General features: G+C 47.7%; 11 protein-coding genes. 5 read left to right on the top strand and 6 right to left on the bottom strand.

Going from position 1 to position 16,691, the window contains the following annotated elements:
• Window positions 1-154: 154 nt before the first annotated feature.
• The 3 genes from LQ567_RS21765 to LQ567_RS21755 all read right to left on the bottom strand — a co-directional run bounded on the left by LQ567_RS21765 (window position 155) and on the right by LQ567_RS21755 (window position 3,204).
• Entirely contained in the window at window positions 155-643 is a 489-nt protein-coding gene (locus LQ567_RS21765) for a VOC family protein (RefSeq protein WP_231007913.1), read from the bottom strand.
• Window positions 644-725: 82 nt separating this feature from the next.
• Window positions 726-1,691, bottom strand: coding sequence for an ROK family protein (locus tag LQ567_RS21760; RefSeq protein WP_231007912.1), 966 nt, complete (start codon window positions 1,689-1,691; stop codon window positions 726-728).
• Between the two features lie 22 nt (window positions 1,692-1,713).
• Entirely contained in the window at window positions 1,714-3,204 is a 1,491-nt protein-coding gene (locus LQ567_RS21755) for an MFS transporter (protein WP_231007911.1), read from the bottom strand.
• A gap of 97 nt (window positions 3,205-3,301) precedes the next feature.
• Between LQ567_RS21755 and LQ567_RS21750 the strand changes: the two genes are divergently transcribed.
• The 4 genes from LQ567_RS21750 (at window position 3,302) to LQ567_RS21735 (ending at window position 9,559) form a co-directional block, all read left to right on the top strand.
• Window positions 3,302-4,765 carry a glycogen synthase gene (locus LQ567_RS21750; protein WP_231007910.1) on the top strand — a complete coding sequence of 488 codons (1,464 nt, stop codon included), beginning with the start codon at window positions 3,302-3,304 and terminating at the stop codon, window positions 4,763-4,765.
• A gap of 68 nt (window positions 4,766-4,833) precedes the next feature.
• Window positions 4,834-6,114: a glucose-1-phosphate adenylyltransferase gene (locus tag LQ567_RS21745; protein WP_231007909.1), complete on the top strand. Its 1,281-nt coding sequence runs from the start codon at window positions 4,834-4,836 to the stop codon at window positions 6,112-6,114.
• A 148-nt stretch (window positions 6,115-6,262) separates the two neighbouring features.
• Window positions 6,263-7,615: an MFS transporter gene (locus tag LQ567_RS21740; protein ID WP_231007908.1), complete on the top strand. Its 1,353-nt coding sequence runs from the start codon at window positions 6,263-6,265 to the stop codon at window positions 7,613-7,615.
• Window positions 7,616-7,723: 108 nt separating this feature from the next.
• Window positions 7,724-9,559, top strand: a complete 1,836-nt coding sequence (locus tag LQ567_RS21735; protein WP_231007907.1) for a glycoside hydrolase family 13 protein — start codon at window positions 7,724-7,726, stop codon at window positions 9,557-9,559.
• Window positions 9,560-9,856: 297 nt separating this feature from the next.
• Here the strand turns inward: LQ567_RS21735 and LQ567_RS21730 are convergent, their stop codons facing one another.
• Together LQ567_RS21730 and LQ567_RS21725 are read right to left on the bottom strand one after the other, a co-directional pair.
• Window positions 9,857-10,609, bottom strand: a complete 753-nt coding sequence (locus LQ567_RS21730) for a GLPGLI family protein (RefSeq protein ID WP_231007906.1) — start codon at window positions 10,607-10,609, stop codon at window positions 9,857-9,859.
• A 15-nt stretch (window positions 10,610-10,624) separates the two neighbouring features.
• Window positions 10,625-13,444, bottom strand: a complete 2,820-nt coding sequence (locus tag LQ567_RS21725; protein ID WP_231007905.1) for an outer membrane beta-barrel protein — start codon at window positions 13,442-13,444, stop codon at window positions 10,625-10,627.
• A 504-nt stretch (window positions 13,445-13,948) separates the two neighbouring features.
• Between LQ567_RS21725 and glgB the strand changes: the two genes are divergently transcribed.
• A complete protein-coding gene (gene glgB / locus LQ567_RS21720; RefSeq protein WP_231007904.1) occupies window positions 13,949-15,913 on the top strand; it encodes a 1,4-alpha-glucan branching protein GlgB in 1,965 nt (654 codons plus the stop codon).
• A gap of 52 nt (window positions 15,914-15,965) precedes the next feature.
• Here glgB and LQ567_RS21715 read toward each other — a convergent pair whose 3' ends face one another.
• Window positions 15,966-16,355, bottom strand: a complete 390-nt coding sequence (locus tag LQ567_RS21715; RefSeq protein ID WP_231007903.1) for a hypothetical protein — start codon at window positions 16,353-16,355, stop codon at window positions 15,966-15,968.
• Window positions 16,356-16,691 lie beyond the last annotated feature (336 nt).

The following is a 16,691-nucleotide window of genomic DNA, read 5'->3' as shown; positions in this document are numbered from 1 at the left end:
TATTGTTGAAGAGAGTAGTTTGGTTTGGTAGTTACAACGGGCCTCTGTTATTTTTAACGGAGGCCCTTCTTTTGGATCTGAGATTCGAGATTTGAGCTCTGAGATTTCAGTAAACAGTGTTTAGTGAAAGGAATGACAGGTGGATGCTCCTGGTTCAATGCTCGCGTTCCTGCAGCAACTGATCCAGGTCCAGTTCACGGGTATACATTTCAAGACTGCCGTCTGCATGCATGGGCCAGGCGGCTTTCGGGCGGTCCCAATAAAGTTCTACGCCGTTTTCATCCGGATCATTCAGGTACAGCGCCTCCGAAACACCATGATCGGCAGCGCCCGTAAGCGGATAGTTGTGCTGCACCAGCCGGTATAAGATATTGGCCAAGTCTTTTCGTGTAGGATAGAGAATGGCAGTATGGAACAAACCGGGCGCCTTTACCGGTGCGGGTGGGGTATTTTTGCTGTACCAGGTATTGAGGCCGATATGATGATGGTAACCACCGGCGGATATAAAAGCAGCCTGACTGCCATACATCGTAGTGATCTCAAATCCCAGCAGCCCGCAATAAAAATCGATCGACCGCTGGAGGTCGGAAACTTTCAGATGTACATGTCCTATTTGGGTTGCGGATGGAATTTTGTAATCCATAATGTATGTTTGAAGTTTCAGGTTTAACATCCCTGTTGGAACAGCACGTGAAACCTGAAACCTGTAACATGAACCTGTAACGTTAAGCCTCCCAGGCCAGCGCACTGGCACCCAGGATTGCAGCATCGGCTTCTTTCAATTCGCTGAATACCAGCTTCACCTTATTTTGAAAAATAGGCAACAGGTTATTTTCCATATGTTCCTTCGTGGGTTTCATAATATAGTCACCCGCTTTTATTACGCCTCCAAAAAGAATGATGGCTTCCGGGGATGAGAACATAATGAAATTGGCCAGCGCTTCTCCCAGTATCTGGCCGGTGTACCGGAATACTTCCATCGCCGTTTCATCGCCTTTTTCGGCCAGCTCAAACACCGCACGGGAATCCAGGTTTTCTTCTGCAACCTCATTCAGTGCGGAATGAATATTTTCAGCCCTTAATTTTTTAGCAGTAATGGCAATACCCGTTGCGGAGCAATACGCTTCCAGGGAACCATGCGCACCGGTGCTCCAGTGTTTACGTCCTCCCGGGCGTACAATCGTATGCCCCAGTTCACCGGCGAACCCGTCATGGCCGTAAAGCATCAGCCCGTTGGCAACAATACCGCTGCCTACACCGGTGCCCAGGGTGATCATGATAAAATCTTTCATACCCCTTGCAGCGCCATACATCATTTCGCCCATCGCCGCCGCATTGGCGTCGTTGGTAAGGGTGCAGGGGATGCCAAATTTATCGCTCACCATTTTTGCAATCGGGATCACACCTCTCCATGGCAGGTTCGGTGCATATTCGATGGTTCCTGTATAATAATTTCCATTGGGCGCACCCATACCGATACCCTTTATGCCCACGGAGCTGTTTTTATCGATGATCGGCTTCATGGCTTCATAAAGCCCTTCGATAAAGGATTCAATCGTAGGGTAAGCATCCGTTTTTATATCGCCCTTATCTAAAATTTCACCCCGGTGATTCACAATGCCGTATTTGGTATTTGTACCGCCTATATCAATGCCAATCGCTAGTTCACTTGACAAGTCTAAAATTCCCATATCATTATCCATTTAATACGTTTTAATGTCCGCCTCCGGAAGTTTTTACATCATAGTCGATGCCTTGCTGCTTCAGAGCGGCCTTTGCCCTTATGGCATAAAAGGCAAGATACGCAAAGCAAGCCACACCAACAAAGTAAGAATACTGAATGCCCAGATGTTCCGGAGCTGCCAGCCAGCCCTGGAGCAGGCTTACAAATCCGCCTCCCATAATCATCAGGATGAGCAGGCTGGAACCTTTATTGGTGAACTTGCCTAAACCGGCGATGGACAACGTAAAGATACAGGGCCAGAGGGTAGAGCAGAAGAGCCCTACGCAAATGAAGGCATAAACGCTGATCATTTTATCGGCAAAGATCCCGACCAGCAGGGCGAGCATACCCATACAACTGAAAATAAGCAATTGTCTTGCAGGGTTCCCTTTACTTAAAATATCGCAAGCGATCAGGCCTACAATCAGGAGGGCATAAATATAAAAAGGTGTAATGTCGTGGTTGGCGATCCTGTTAACCAACAGGAAAACGGCGAAGGCGATATAGGGCATCAGGAACCGCAAAATGCTTTTTGCTCCTTTTGAAATATCAAAAGCCCCAACGGATCCGGTCCAGCGGCCGATCATCAGGCTGGCCCAGTACAGCGATACAAAGGGAGCGATCTTATCCGTTGGTGTTTGCAGATGCTCTTTCATAAACTCCGGCAGGTTGGCCGCAGTGCTTACTTCTGCACCTACATAAACAAATATGGCGATCATGCCCAGCACCAGTTGCGGGTAGGCAAAAACAGAACGCCGCGCCGGCACTACGGCAGCAGTATCGGCTTCGAGCGATTGTTTGCTGCCGTCGACCTCCACGTTATCGGATGTATCTGCCGCTTCCAGATCAATTTTATTGGGAACGGAGGAAAACCGGAAAATAATGGCAACGATCACAAACGCCACTCCCAATACCAGGTAGGGCACTTTGATGCTCTGGATATCGGCACTGGCACTGGATGCCGTAACCGATCCGAAAATAGCAAAGCTTACCACGAGCGGACCAATGGTGGTTCCAAAATTATTAATACCGCCCGCAAGACTTAAACGCTGGGACCCCAGCTTGGGATCGCCCATAATAATGGCCAGGGGATTGGCGGCGGTTTGCTGCAGTGAGAAGCCGAGCCCTACAATAAACAACCCTACTATAAATAAGGTAAAGGATTCCTGTTGCGCGGCCGGATAAAACATCAGCGTGCCCAGGGCCGAAATGATCAGGCCCAGGGAAATACCATTTTTATAGCCGATCTTTTGCAGGAGGTCTTTGCCAATGGCGCTGCTGATCAAAAGAAAGATGAGGGAACCGATGGTATATGCTACATAAAAAGCAAAAGAAACCATCTGGGATTGCACCTGCGTCAGGTGAAGCTTTTCTTTAAATACCGGTATCAGGATATCATTACTGGCAGCAACGAAACCCCAAAAAAAGAACACGATAATTAACGTTCCAAATTGGGACCACTTTGTCGTTTGATTCGTCATGTCAATCGTTTATTTTTTACGGAAGTAAATGTAAATAGTTATCATCTAAATAAAAATTTTAATTCTTTCTATAGCAATTTCTATTCATTTATAAATAATGCTTACATTAGTAACGGAAGAAATCAGTATTATGGAAATAATTCATGTATCAGCAGAATGTTATCCGATGGCAAAGGCTGGCGGATTGGGAGACGTGGTAGGTGCCCTGCCTAAGTACCAGAATGAACTTGGGCATGTTGCTAAAGTAGTAATGCCGATGTACCGGACAAAGTTCTTATACCAGAACGAGTGGGAGCTGGTACACGAAGGCGGGCAGGCTTTGGGCAGTGAATGGTTTAAATATAGTGTTATAAAAGAGAAGACCAATAAGCTGGGATTTGATCTGTACCTGGTAGATATCAACGGGAAACTGGACCGGGAGCGGATCTACGGATATGAAGATGATACCGAGCGTTTCATTGCTTTTCAGCTGGCGGTTTGCGACTGGATCGGACGCTGGCAGCATCGGCCGGATGTGATCCACTGTCATGACCACCATACCGGGCTCATTCCGTTCATGGCGCGGCATGCCTATGCCTTCCGCTACCAGCTGGGAAATGTGCCAACCGTGTTTACGATACACAATGGAGAGTACCAGGGCCAGTTTGGCTGGGATAAATATTATTACCTGCCGGCTTACGATACCTGGAACTGGGGACTGCTGGACTGGAACGATGCCATTAACCCGATGGCCTCTGCGATCAAATGCGCCTGGAAGGTAACCACCGTAAGTCCCAGTTATATGGATGAACTGAAGCACTCGGCAAACGGCCTGCAAAATCTTTTCGAATATGAAAAAGGTAAATGCCAGGGTATTATCAACGGGATTGATACCGAGGTGTGGAATCCGCAGACAGACGGGTTTATTGCAAAAAATTATGATACCGAAGCCGTAACGCCGGGCAAAGAAAAAAATAAGAAGGAGCTGGCGGCACAGTTCGGACTTGATCCGGAAAAGCCGTTGATCACCTTTATCGGTCGCCTGGTGGGTGAGAAGGCTGCGGACCTGCTGCCCGACGCTATCAGCCAGTCGATTTACCAGTACCAGGGAAAGGCCAATTTCCTGATCCTGGGTTCCGGGGAGCCGGAAATTGAGCATCAGCTGGATGCGATGAAAAACCGGTTCAAAGGGTATTTCAACGCGTATATCGGTTATAACGAAGGGCTGAGTCATTTGTTGTATGCGGGCTCCGACTTCCTGCTGATGCCCAGCCGGGTAGAACCCTGCGGGCTGAACCAGTTATATGCATTGCGCTACGGAACGGTACCGGTGGTGCGGAATATCGGCGGACTCAAAGATACCGTTGTGGATTTCGGGGATCAGGGCGGTTTTGGGATTAAAATGGAACAATCAAGCGTGGGGGATATCGCATATTCTGTAGGCCGGGCCATTGATCTGTATTCCAACAAACGGGATCTGTACGCGGCTATGCGCGGCCGGATGATGACCATCGATCATGGTTGGGATATGTCTGCAAAACAGTACCTCCAGGTGTACGAATCGCTGCAGCCAAAACAATAAAATAATAATAGCGGTTTTACTGATTCCTGTTTATATTTATAACACCAAGCAATTTTAAACTATTCTATATGTCCATTTCAAATCAGATTATCGCCATGATCTTAGGCGGGGGAGCAGGATCGAGACTGGCTCCTTTAACCAGCACCCGCTCCAAGCCGGCGGTACCCATTGCAGGAAAGTACCGGCTGGTTGACATTCCCATTTCCAATTGCATCAATTCGGATATACACCGCATGTTTGTATTAACGCAGTTCAACTCGGCGTCTCTGAACCGGCATATTAAAAATACGTACCGGTTCAGCGCTTTTAGTACCGCGTTTGTTGACATTCTTGCCGCGGAGCAAACACCGGACAACCCTACCTGGTTTCAGGGTACGGCGGATGCTGTACGGCAAAGCCTGAGGCACCTGGGGCCTTTTCCAAGCGATTATGTACTGATCCTTTCCGGCGATCAGCTGTACCAAATGGATTTTAATAAGATGCTCGAACATCACAAGGAATGCGGCGCAGAGATTTCGATTGCTACCATACCGGTGGGAGACCGTGAAGCGCCGGAATTCGGAATCTTAAAAACCGATGAAAATAATTTTATTACTTCCTTTATAGAGAAGCCGTCGAAAGACATACTGGGTGAATGGGAAAGCGATACCGGTGCGGCTATGCAGCAAAAAGGGCGGAACTATCTGGCGTCCATGGGCATTTATATCTTTAACAGGAAACTACTGGAATCCCTGTTGTTGAAGAAACATCCCGAAGCCACTGATTTTGGTAAAGAGATCATTCCCGCATCGATCAGCGAGTATAAGGTAACCAGCTTCCAGTACGAGGGCTACTGGACTGATATCGGAAATATCTACTCTTTTTTTGAAGCCAACCTGGAATTGACCTCAGACATACCGGAGTTCAACCTGTTCGACAATACCAAGGCGATCTTTACCCGTCCCCGCATGTTGCCTCCGGCAAAGATCAGCGGCACCACGCTGGAAAAAACGGTGATTGCCGAGGGCTGCATCATCAATGCCTCGCGCATTGAACATAGTGTGATCGGCATCCGGTCACGGATCGGTTACGGTTCCACGATCGTAAGCTGCTACATTATGGGTAGCGATTTTTATGAAACGATTGAAGACCTGAGCCGCGATCAGAATAAGGGGATTCCGCCCATTGGCATCGGGAAGCGCTGTTACCTCCGCAATTGTATTATTGATAAAAATTGCCGTATCGGAGATGACGTGCGCCTGAACGGTGGTACCCACCTGGAGAATACGGATCACGAACTCTATACGGTGAAAGACGGCATTATCGTTGTAAAAAAGGGAGCGGTGCTGCCCAGCGGGTTTGTGATTTAGGCCGCCGTAAATGACGATGATTTTAGCGGAACGCCTGTTTTTAAAGATATGATTATAAAAGGAGTTGGATAAGCAGCTCCTTTTTTTTGAAAATAATTTTTAATGTGTATTAAATACATATTAAATTTGCTGCTTAAACCCGGTTGCTATGTCTGTAACATTAAACGATTCGAAGCCGAAATTGTCTCTGGCGGAGATCATCAACATGAGTGTCGGATTCTTTGGGATCCAGTTTGGCTGGGATCTGCAACGTGCCAATATGGGGCGCATTTATGAGAACCTGGGGGCCAACCCGGATCAGGTACCCCTCTTATTTCTGGCTGCGCCGCTTACCGGTCTGTTGGTACAACCCGTTATCGGATACCTGAGTGATAAAACCTGGCATCCGCGCTGGGGCAGGAGGCGACCCTATTTTATGATCGGGGCACTGATCAGTTCCATTGCCCTGCTCTTTATGCCGCACAGCAGTGCGCTTTGGATGGCGGCCGGACTGCTTTGGGTACTGGATGTGTTTGGCAATGTGGCCATGGAGCCGTTCCGGGCCTTTGTAACCGATAAGCTGCCGGATAGCCAGGTAAACCGTGGTTTTATTATGCAGAGTTTTATGATCGGGCTTGGGGGAAGTATCGCATCGGCCCTGCCCTGGTTGATGAAAAATATGTTTCATTTTCAGAATACAGCGGTGCCGGGTGAAATCCCTGAAAACGTAAAATGGTCTTTTTACCTGGGCGCCTTTTTCTTCCTGGCGGCTGTTTTATACACGGTGTTTACATCGAAAGAATATCCGCCGCAGGACCTGGGATACAGGGAAAAAGTAAAGGAATCGCATAAGGGATTTGGAGGCGGATTCCGGGAGATCATGCAGGCGTTGGCAACCATGCCGCCCCGGATGCGGATCATTTCATTGGTGCAGTTCTTCACCTGGCCGGGCTTGTTCTTGATGTGGTTTTATTATACTACCGCGGTTGCGGTAAATGTATTTGGCGGCAGGGACGCCAGCGACCCGGTATACGCCGCGGGCGCAGATTTTGGCAGTTTGACCCTGGCCTTCTACAGCGTGGTTACCTTTTTGTTTGCGTTGGTTTTACCCGCCATCGCAGACCGGTTGGGGAGGAAGGCCACCCATGCTTTGTGCCTGTTGGCAGGCGCACTGGGGTTGATCAGTGTTGCCTGGGTTACGGATAAGTACATGTTATATGTATGCATGACCGGCGTGGGCATTGCCTGGGCCAGTATCCTGAGTATGCCGTATGCGATGTTGAGCGGTGTATTGCCCAAGGATAAAGTAGGCATCTATATGGGTATTTTTAATTTCTTTATTGTACTACCGGAGATCATTGCCTCCTTAGGGTTTGGATGGCTGATGCGGAATGTATTGAACAATGACCGCCTGCTGGCTGTACAGATGGGCGGCGGTTTGATGATTGTGGCGGCGGTTATTTGTTTTTGGTTCGTGAAGGAGGACAAGGAACGTTTAAAGGTTGAAGTTAGATCCGTTTAATACCTGATGTTTGGAATCTGATCCTGCATCCCATGATATTAGCAACTGAAAGCTAAAGGCTGAAAGCTGACCGCTGAAGCCAAATACGCCTCTTAAAAATACATGACAATGAAAAGAATTATTTTGTCACTTTGCGTTTTGCTGATGGTTCAATTGGCACACGCACAGTATGAACTTTATCCTGCCAACTGGTGGGTGCATATGAAATGGAATAAGGTGCAGGTACTGGTGCGGGCTGCCGGTAAAGATCTGAAAAACCAAACCGCTGCTGTTCAATACCCGGGTGTAAAGCTGGAGAAAATTTCACGGTTTCAGAACCCGCATTACCTGGTATTGCACCTGGCGATTGGTCCGGAAGCGCGTCCGGGTGTTGTAACGATCAGGATCGGTACGGATCTGGTACAATGGCCGCTCGGGAGCCGGCGGCCGGGCAACGGTACGGCCTTTGCAAATGGTGCCACGGCTGCAGACCTCATGTACCTGATCATGCCGGACCGGTTTAGTAATGGCGATCCGTCCAACGACCGGGTGCCGGGTATGCGGGACCAATCGCTGAACCGGGATTCGGTATTTGAACGGCATGGCGGAGACCTGAAAGGGGTGGAGGCGCATCTTGACTATTTAAAAGACCTGGGGGTAACGGCAATTTGGCTGAACCCCGTGATCGAAAACGATATGCCCAACCGTACCGAGCATGGCTATGCTTTTACGAACCACTATAAAATTGATCCCCGTATCGGCGGCGCAGCAGCGTATAAAAAATTGATCGATGCGATGCACACGAAGGGAATGAAAATGATCCAGGATGCGGTGTACAATCACACCGGGCTGGAGCACGTGCTGTTCCGCGATCAGCCGGACAGTAGCTGGTTTCATCGCTGGCCGAAGTTCACACAAACCAATTATAAAGACCAGGCAGTATTTGATCCATATGGTTCAAAAGTCGACCGGAAGATCATGGAGGACGGCTGGTTTGTTCCTTCCATGCCGGATTGGGATCAAAGCAACCCGTTTGTGCAAACGTTTTTAATACAACACGCATTATGGAGCGTGGAGGAATTTGGTATTGATGGCTGGCGGATTGACACCTATGCGTATAATGATCTTCCGTTTATGAACCGGTGTAACCAGGCTTTGTATGATGAGTATCCCCGCATCAGCATCTTTGGGGAAACCTGGGTGCATGGTGTGCCCAACCAGAGCTATTTTTGCCAGAATAATTATTCTATTCCGTTTAAGAGCAACCTGCAGGCCACCACCGATTTTCAGACCCTTTTTTACGGGATTATTCCGGCCGTAACCCAGCCGTTCGGATGGACGGAAGGGGTAAATAAACTGTACACCACGCTGGCACAGGATTTTGTGTATAAAGATCCCATGCGCCAGGTGATCTTCCTTGATAACCACGATCTGGCCCGCTTTTACTCTGTGGTAAATGAAGATACCGCCAAGTATAAACTGGCTTTTGCCTGGCTGCTTACCGGCAGGGGGATTCCGCAGATGTATTACGGAAGCGAAATTTTGATGAAGGGCACTACCTGGCCTAACGACGGGTACGTGCGGTTGGATTTTCCGGGGGGATGGAAGGGGGATGCACAGGATAAATTCACGGCATCCGGACGTACCGAAAAAGAAAACGCGGTGTTCAGTTATATCCGTACGCTGGCCAATTACCGGAAGCGGTCTCCTGCGCTTACCAGCGGGAAATTGTTGCAGTTCGCGCCTTATGATGGCATTTATATTTATTTCCGGTATAATACCACGCAAACCATTATGTGCGCGATGAACACCAATAGCAAGCCGGTAACCATTGCTACGGACCGGTTCCGGGAAGTGCTGCAAAAATTTACAGCGGGCATCGACGTAGTTAGCGGAAGCCGGATCTCGTTAAAGGATTCGCTGACATTGAACCCCATGTCGAACCGGGTATTGGAGTTGAAATGAGGTTTGTTTAAAGTTCCAGGTTTAGAGTTCCAGGTTGGATTCGTTTGATGCTGGATGCTCGATGCTTGATCCAATAGTATGGCCAACTGATAGCTAAGGCTGAAGGCTGAACGCCTGCTCAACTGAAGACTACGGTGGTTTAACGTTTAAAGTTCCTGCCTTGGGATCTTTGATTGGATCGGTGTAATGCTTCAGGCGGGATGCACGCTACCAGGGCGTTTCCCGGACGCCCCCTGCGGGAGACATCCCGGGAAGAACCCCACAAATTAAAAACAGGGCACTGAAAACCGCTCCGCTCTAAAGAAAGGTTTGCCAGATGGTAGGCTGCAGGTATTTGGCGCCATCCTTACCCCAGGATTTGCTCAGGTCTACCAAGGCCTGCATAATTTCCGCATCCGTTTTCTTTTTACCTTTTGAAGGAGGCGTAATTGTGCCTGCATTTAATGTTAATGATGTAGCTACCCAGCTGGTATACATACGGGGGATCGTTACCCCCAGGATCATTCCTGGCAACCCGTGTAAGCCCATCGGGCCGCCACTTACGGTTATTTCATCGGTATAGTACGCAAATACGTACACACTGTCAAACATAACCGCTGTTGCCTTTCGGCAATTGAAACCCGCAATAATGCGCTGGTCGTTGGGACTGATCTTCCAGTTGATGGGTTTAAGCGGACCGGAGATCAGGTAGTTGTCATCGATCACTTTTACATTGGTAAAGGTGTTGCCGGCATAGTTATTATACCATACATTATCTTCCTGCCCGCGGGAGAACCACATCGGCATTTTCTGTTTATCGGCCGTACGGGTAAATTTATAGAGCCCGGATGTTTCATTAAACTGGTAGGTGTAGTAATTCAGACTGAACTGGGGAACCTTATCCTTTATCTGGGCCCAGAAACCATTGTCGTCCTCATCCGTGTCAAAACGGCTCATTTCCTTCTTCTGGTTCTTGCGTACTTCGTATTCAATGGTACCGCTGGTAATGAATTTTTGAGCGGTGGCGCTCAGCACCATGAATAGTGAACCGCACAATAATAATTTTTTCATTTTTTCTCTTTATAATTATTTAGAAGCCGGTGCCGGGCTGCTGCCCGATTTGGTGATATTCCACACAAAGGATACCATCCAGAACCGTTTTAATACCGTACGATACGATTCTGTAAAACTGGAGGAGGAGAAGTTCCGGTTATAACTCCTGTTCTGATTCAGGATATCATACACGGCAGCCCTGGCTTCAAACTTATTTTTAGCAAACTTCTTGGTAAGGTTGGCATTCCATTTTACGTAGTCGTAATTGCCGGGGTATTTGGGATCTTTTTGCTGGAAGTAAAGATCCACATCGCTGGACAGGTCCAGGTTTTTTACGATCGTCCATCTGCCCGAAATGTCTCCGCCACTGGTCCAGTACCGGATATCCGATTCCTTATTTGCGGAATTAGCCGATATATTGTACCCGATCCGGGGATTGATCCGGAAATCATATTTATCATCTTTATTCTTGGACACGGAAAAATCAAAATTATAAGCCTGGGTTTTTGTTTTGATCTTTGTGGCATCGCCGCTGATGCCTGCCGCTGTAAAGTCTATGTTTTGTGAAAAGGCAACCTCCGGTCCAAAACCGATAAAGATGTTGGGCCCTTTCAGCTTGATATTATAATTCATGTTGGCGCTCACATCATACATGCCATTGGCATTTACGGTTTGGTAAGTGCGTATTGAATCCTTAAACCGGCTCAGGTTCACAAATGCATTCCGGGTGAAGTTATAACGTGCACTTGCCCATATGCCCCGTTCCTTCAGCATTTTCCAGGAATTGTACCAGAGGCTGAATCCATGCCGGAAGGAGGGGTTCAGATCCGGGTTCCCGATCCGCTGGTTCAGGGGATCACTGTTATCCCGTACCGGTTGCAGCTGCTCCAGTGTAGGAGCGTTGGTGGCACCGTAATAATTGAAATAAATATTCTCGGAAGGGCGGATCTTATAGTTGAAGCTGGCGCGGGGAAAATAGTTTACAAAATGATATTTCCGTTCCGTATTCAGCGTGCGGTCCAGCTGTTCATAGTTGCTGAAACCGGTGGTGGTCCCAAACGAAAAATTGTATTTCTTTTTGGTAAGCCGGAAATTCAATCCGGGGCTGTTGGAAAGCGTATTGTAAACAAAATCGTTGCTCAGGGAATCAATGGGGTTATTGTAAGCACCCAATGTTCCCCGGGCGTTCACGATCCGGTTGTTTGTACGGTTATTGATGCCCAGGGCATAACTGAGTTCCAGGTAGGCATCTTTCATCAGGGGTTCCGTATAGGCGATTTTGGCATTCAGATTGTTGGACTCGTTATTATTCAGCGTGTGCTGATCGATGAGGCGTTGCCCGGTAGAGTCGCCGTTGGTAAAATAATCGATATCGGAATATTGAAATCCATCCGCCTTTAATTTATTATAATCGAAAGAAGCATTAATGGAGAGTGTGCGCGAAGGCTTTTTGAATTTATGCATCCATAGCAAACTGGTATTAAGATTACTCCGGTCGCTTTCTGATGATCCGTGGCTTTTGTTGGTATTCAGGAACCGGCCCAGCGTATCGGTATATTCGGTATGCCCGGTATAATCGGAATAGGTATGGTTCTGGTTGCCGCGTGCGATCCATTTCAGTGTATTGGAGGAATCCAGTTTTATTTCGTAGGTAAGATTTATATTGTGTTTAAAAGAAGAGCTGTAGGAGTTGCGCTCATTGTTCACCAGCCAGGTAGAGTCGCGCCCGTCCAGCTTGATGAAGTTGCGGGAGAAACTGCGGTTATAGGCCGGCGCATTGATCTTGGTAAATTTATACCCGGTGTTCAGGCTCTGTTTATCCTGGTTGAATTTATTGCTGTAATGCACGCCTCCGTTCCAGTTGGTAGGGATGCCGTCGCTGGAGTTATAGTCGTCGCCACCGGAGTAGAACATAATGGATCCATCGCTGCCCATTTCCATATTGGCATCACTACCGCCGTATTTGTTCCGGTCGTCCCAGTTCAGATTCAGAGTACCGGTATTGCTCATGATTCCGTAGGCAGCAATTTTCCGTTTGCCTTTAAAGGCATTGATCATGGCTGCATTGTTGAATTTGTTCTGGGTGCCGGCGTCTTCATTTTTTCCCAAACCGCCGCCGGCTTCAATTTTTCCGAAGTAGCCCTTCTTTTTGTCTTCCTTGAGTTTTAAATTGATCGTTTTTTCGCGTACCCCGTCATCGATACCGGTAAACGTGGCCTGGTCACTTTTTTTATCATATACTTCCACCTCCTTTACAATATCAGCCCGCAGGTTTTTGGTGGCGATGCCCGGATCGTTCCCGAAGAATTCCTCCCCATCCACCAGCACATTTTTCACGGTTTCACCCATTGCCTTGATGGTGCCGTTGCGGTCTACCTGTATCCCCGGTAATTTGCGCAGGAGTTCCTCTACATTTGCGCCTTCCCTCACTTTAAAACTGTCGGCAGTATATACGGTAGTGTCTCCCTTGATACGGATCGCCGACCCGCTTTTTACGACCACATTCTCCAGCATTTTCAGTTTGGAAAATAATTGAATGCTGCCCAGGTCCAGCGGCGTATTCGGTTGCAGGGTAATATTATCAAAATAATCCGCAAAATACGGATGGGTAACCATTACGATGTATTTGCCGGTATCCACGTTGGCAATCTGAAAATCGCCCTGTTTGGAAGTTCTTGCAAATTTAATAAGCGTGGAATCTTTCTGGCTAAGCAGCGATACCAGGGCATTGGTAAGATCCCTGTGCTCTGCGGTATCCGCCAGCTGGCCCTTAATGCTAACGGCTGATTGTGCTGTTACAATATGACCGGCACAAAGGGCCAGGGCTAGCAAAGCGATCAATTTTAATCTCATGGTTTGTTTGATAGTGGATTTATGTATATAACGCACCCGATGACTTTTTGTTACAAATGTGGTACAAAACTACGAAAAAAACGTAATAAAACTAATTTGATAGTTTATAGCTGTAAGAAAAATAGTTTCATGAAGTATGGTGCCTGTGATGCCTGTTTTCCCGGGCCTGGTACATTGGGCTGAATTGCGTAAAGGCTGGTGCATAGACATAAGGGTAACCTACCGCCGTATGTGCATCTTCCGGTGCGTACATGCCCCGTTGCGGTCTTATAAGTGGAAACGAACGCCTCGTTTTTTTTCTTCTCATTGGTTAATTGTTGGAGTTTGTTTGAACTGATCAATAAGCTAAAACGCAAAAATGAAGGTTTTCCATAAATTCAGTATGAACGCGGGCCGTCCAATACGTTAAAGTATGCAAAAAATGTGGTGAACACCCGCAAATACGGGATTAACCCGTCCGGAGAATTCCTGAAAAATGTTGTACATTGCTGAACAACTGTTCATATGCCAATAGACATAAAAAAAATCCAGGAAACATTTGAAACTGCTAATTATATTGATACTTCCAAAACGGTATGGAACTATTCGCTGCTGACGGAGGAGGATGTCCGGAACTTTCAAAATGGTACGAATTATTCGTTGTATGAGAAATTCGGATCGCATTCCATACAGGTGAACGGCGAATGGGGTATGTATTTTTGTGTATGGGCACCCAATGCGGAATTCGTATTTGTAACCGGAAATTTTAACGACTGGAACAAGATCACCCATCCGTTAACGGCACGCTGGGATCACAGCGGCATCTGGGAAGGTTTTATACCGGGCTTTAAACTGGGCGAATTATACAAGTATCATATAGTGGGTGCGCAAAATACGGTAACCGATAAAGGAGATCCCTTTGCGCATTACTGGGAGTTGCGTCCTATGACGGCTTCCATCTCCTGGGATCTGCACTACGAGTGGAAGGATGCGGAGTGGATGGCCACCCGGAAAAAGAAGAATGCACTGGATGCGCCCTGGAGTGTATATGAAGTACACCTGGGCAGCTGGCAGCGCCCGGATCCTTCAGATGAACATTCCTATAATTCGTATGATCAGCTGGTCGCCAACCTGGTGCCTTATGTAAAGGAAATGGGCTTTACACATGTGGAGCTTATGCCCGTAACCGAATATCCGTTTGACGGAAGTTGGGGATATCAGACCACGGGATATTTTGCACCTACCTCCCGGTTTGGAGATCCGCAGGGATTTATGCGGCTGGTGGATGCCTTTCACCAGGCCGGCATCGGCGTGATCCTGGATTGGGTGCCTTCGCATTTTCCTTATGATGCGCATGGCTTGTATTTATTTGATGGGGAACATACCTATGAATATGCAGATATGCGGAAGGGATATCACCCGGATTGGAATTCCTATATCTTTAACTACAAAAGAGGAGAGGTGAAATCCTTTTTGATCAGCAGTGCCCGTTTCTGGCTGGAACAATTTCATATTGACGGGTTACGTGTAGATGCCGTAAGCTCAATGCTGAAATTGAATTACTCACGGAATGAAGGAGAGTGGGAACCCAATGAATTCGGCGGAGATGGCAACCTGGAGGCCATTACATTCATCAAGCATCTGAATGAAACCATCTATCGTGATTTTCCGGATGTGCAAACCATTGCCGAGGAAGCTACCGACTGGCCCGGCGTTTCCCGTCCTACTTTTGAAGACGGACTGGGGTTTGGCATGAAATGGATGATGGGCTGGATGCACGATTCCCTCGATTATTTTAAACTGGATCCGCTGCACCGCAAATACCACCAGAACGACTTTACCTTTAGCATGATGTATTATTATGATGAGAACTTTATGTTGCCCATCAGTCATGATGAAGTGGTGCATGGCAAAAGCCCGCTGATCTATAAAATGCCCGGCGATCTGTGGCAGAAATTTGCCAATCTCCGCCTGTTCTTCACGTATATGTGGACGCATCCGGGAGCCAAGTTGCTATTCATGGGATCGGAATTTGGACAAACCTCCGAATGGAATTATAAATCACAACTGGACTGGTCCCTGTTACAGCACGATAGCCATAAGGGCGCACAACAATGTTTGCGGGCCCTGAATGCCGTACTGGTGCAGGAGCCGGCAATGTATGCCAACCAGTTTAATACGGATGGGTTTGAATGGGTAGACCTGGAGCATCGCGCCGAAAGCGTGATTGTGTATAAGCGGAAAGGGTTGCAGCCGGAAGACGATCTGCTGGTTCTGCTGAATATGACGCCGGAAGTACGTTACGACTGGGTGGTAACGGTTTCGGGCAAAGCCTATACGGAAGAGCTGTTCAATTCGGATGGAAAGGAATACGACGGAACCGGCGATGTATTTAACAAAGACATCCGTATGGAAGTGATCGACGAAACTACCCAACAGTTTAAGATCACGCTGAACCTGCCGCCACTGGCAGGAATCATTCTTAAATAGCCTCCAGTGATCAGAATTTGAAGATTGCAAAATGGGAATTAGCTTTCAGTAGTCAGCTATCAGTTTCGTTTCCCGCGACGTCTTCCGTAGGAGACGTTGCGGAAGAGGCGTTTCTAAATTCGCGCATGCCTGTGAAATAGATCAGCACTGCAATTGGAGGCGTATCATTATTGTTTCCCGCGACGTCTTCCGCAGGAGACGTTGCGGAAGAGGCGTTTCTAAATTCGCGCATGCCTGTGAAATAGGCCAGCACTGCAATTGGAGGCGTATCATTATTGTTTCCCGCGACGTCTTCCGCAGGAGACGTTGCGGAAGAAGGGTTTCTAAATTCGCGCATGCCTGTGAAATAGATCAGAACCGCAATTGGAGGCGTATCATTATTGTTTCCCGCGACGTCTTCCGTAGGAGACGTTGCGGAAGAAGCGTTTCTAAATTTACGCATACCTGTGGAACAAATCAGAACCGCAATTGGAGGCATATCATTATAGTAAACTTGCGGATGTGCACTTTAGGCATCCATTATGGTCGTTTGAACAAAAAAAAATTAGAAATTGTAGTAATGACACTTTCAGCGTTCCCTTTAGGAGACGCTGAAAGGAAAAGAGAGCTGCCGTTGCTGCCGGGCTTCTGGCCTGAAGATGCGTTGCCGCTTCTGTATTTCTTAAAGCCGCTGAACGGGTACCGGCCCCGGCTGTATTTATATATCCCTCAGCGCAGATGCCACAGGTATAATCAGCGCATCTGCGGCCATTAAAAATATTAAATGCAGGAGTGTTGC

Source organism: Niabella pedocola (genome assembly GCF_021044425.1).
In the GTDB taxonomy this organism is placed as follows: Bacteria; Bacteroidota; Bacteroidia; order Chitinophagales; family Chitinophagaceae; genus Niabella; species Niabella pedocola.
The sequence above is the reverse complement of the archived record's forward strand: the minus strand, read 5'-3'. Positions and strand labels throughout refer to the sequence as shown.

Bases quoted from the DNA above. Each gene is read 5' to 3' on its own strand.
- LQ567_RS21765 (WP_231007913.1), bottom strand. From the start codon at position 643: ATGGATTACAAAATTCCATCCGCAACCCAAATAGGACATGTACATCTG.
- LQ567_RS21760 (WP_231007912.1), bottom strand. From the start codon at position 1,691: ATGGGAATTTTAGACTTGTCAAGTGAACTAGCGATTGGCATTGATATA.
- LQ567_RS21755 (WP_231007911.1), bottom strand. From the start codon at position 3,204: ATGACGAATCAAACGACAAAGTGGTCCCAATTTGGAACGTTAATTATC.
- LQ567_RS21750 (WP_231007910.1), top strand. From the start codon at position 3,302: ATGCTTACATTAGTAACGGAAGAAATCAGTATTATGGAAATAATTCAT.
- LQ567_RS21745 (WP_231007909.1), top strand. From the start codon at position 4,834: ATGTCCATTTCAAATCAGATTATCGCCATGATCTTAGGCGGGGGAGCA.
- LQ567_RS21740 (WP_231007908.1), top strand. From the start codon at position 6,263: ATGTCTGTAACATTAAACGATTCGAAGCCGAAATTGTCTCTGGCGGAG.
- LQ567_RS21735 (WP_231007907.1), top strand. From the start codon at position 7,724: ATGAAAAGAATTATTTTGTCACTTTGCGTTTTGCTGATGGTTCAATTG.
- LQ567_RS21730 (WP_231007906.1), bottom strand. From the start codon at position 10,609: ATGAAAAAATTATTATTGTGCGGTTCACTATTCATGGTGCTGAGCGCC.
- LQ567_RS21725 (WP_231007905.1), bottom strand. From the start codon at position 13,444: ATGAGATTAAAATTGATCGCTTTGCTAGCCCTGGCCCTTTGTGCCGGT.
- glgB (WP_231007904.1), top strand. From the start codon at position 13,949: ATGCCAATAGACATAAAAAAAATCCAGGAAACATTTGAAACTGCTAAT.
- LQ567_RS21715 (WP_231007903.1), bottom strand. From the start codon at position 16,355: ATGCGTAAATTTAGAAACGCTTCTTCCGCAACGTCTCCTACGGAAGAC.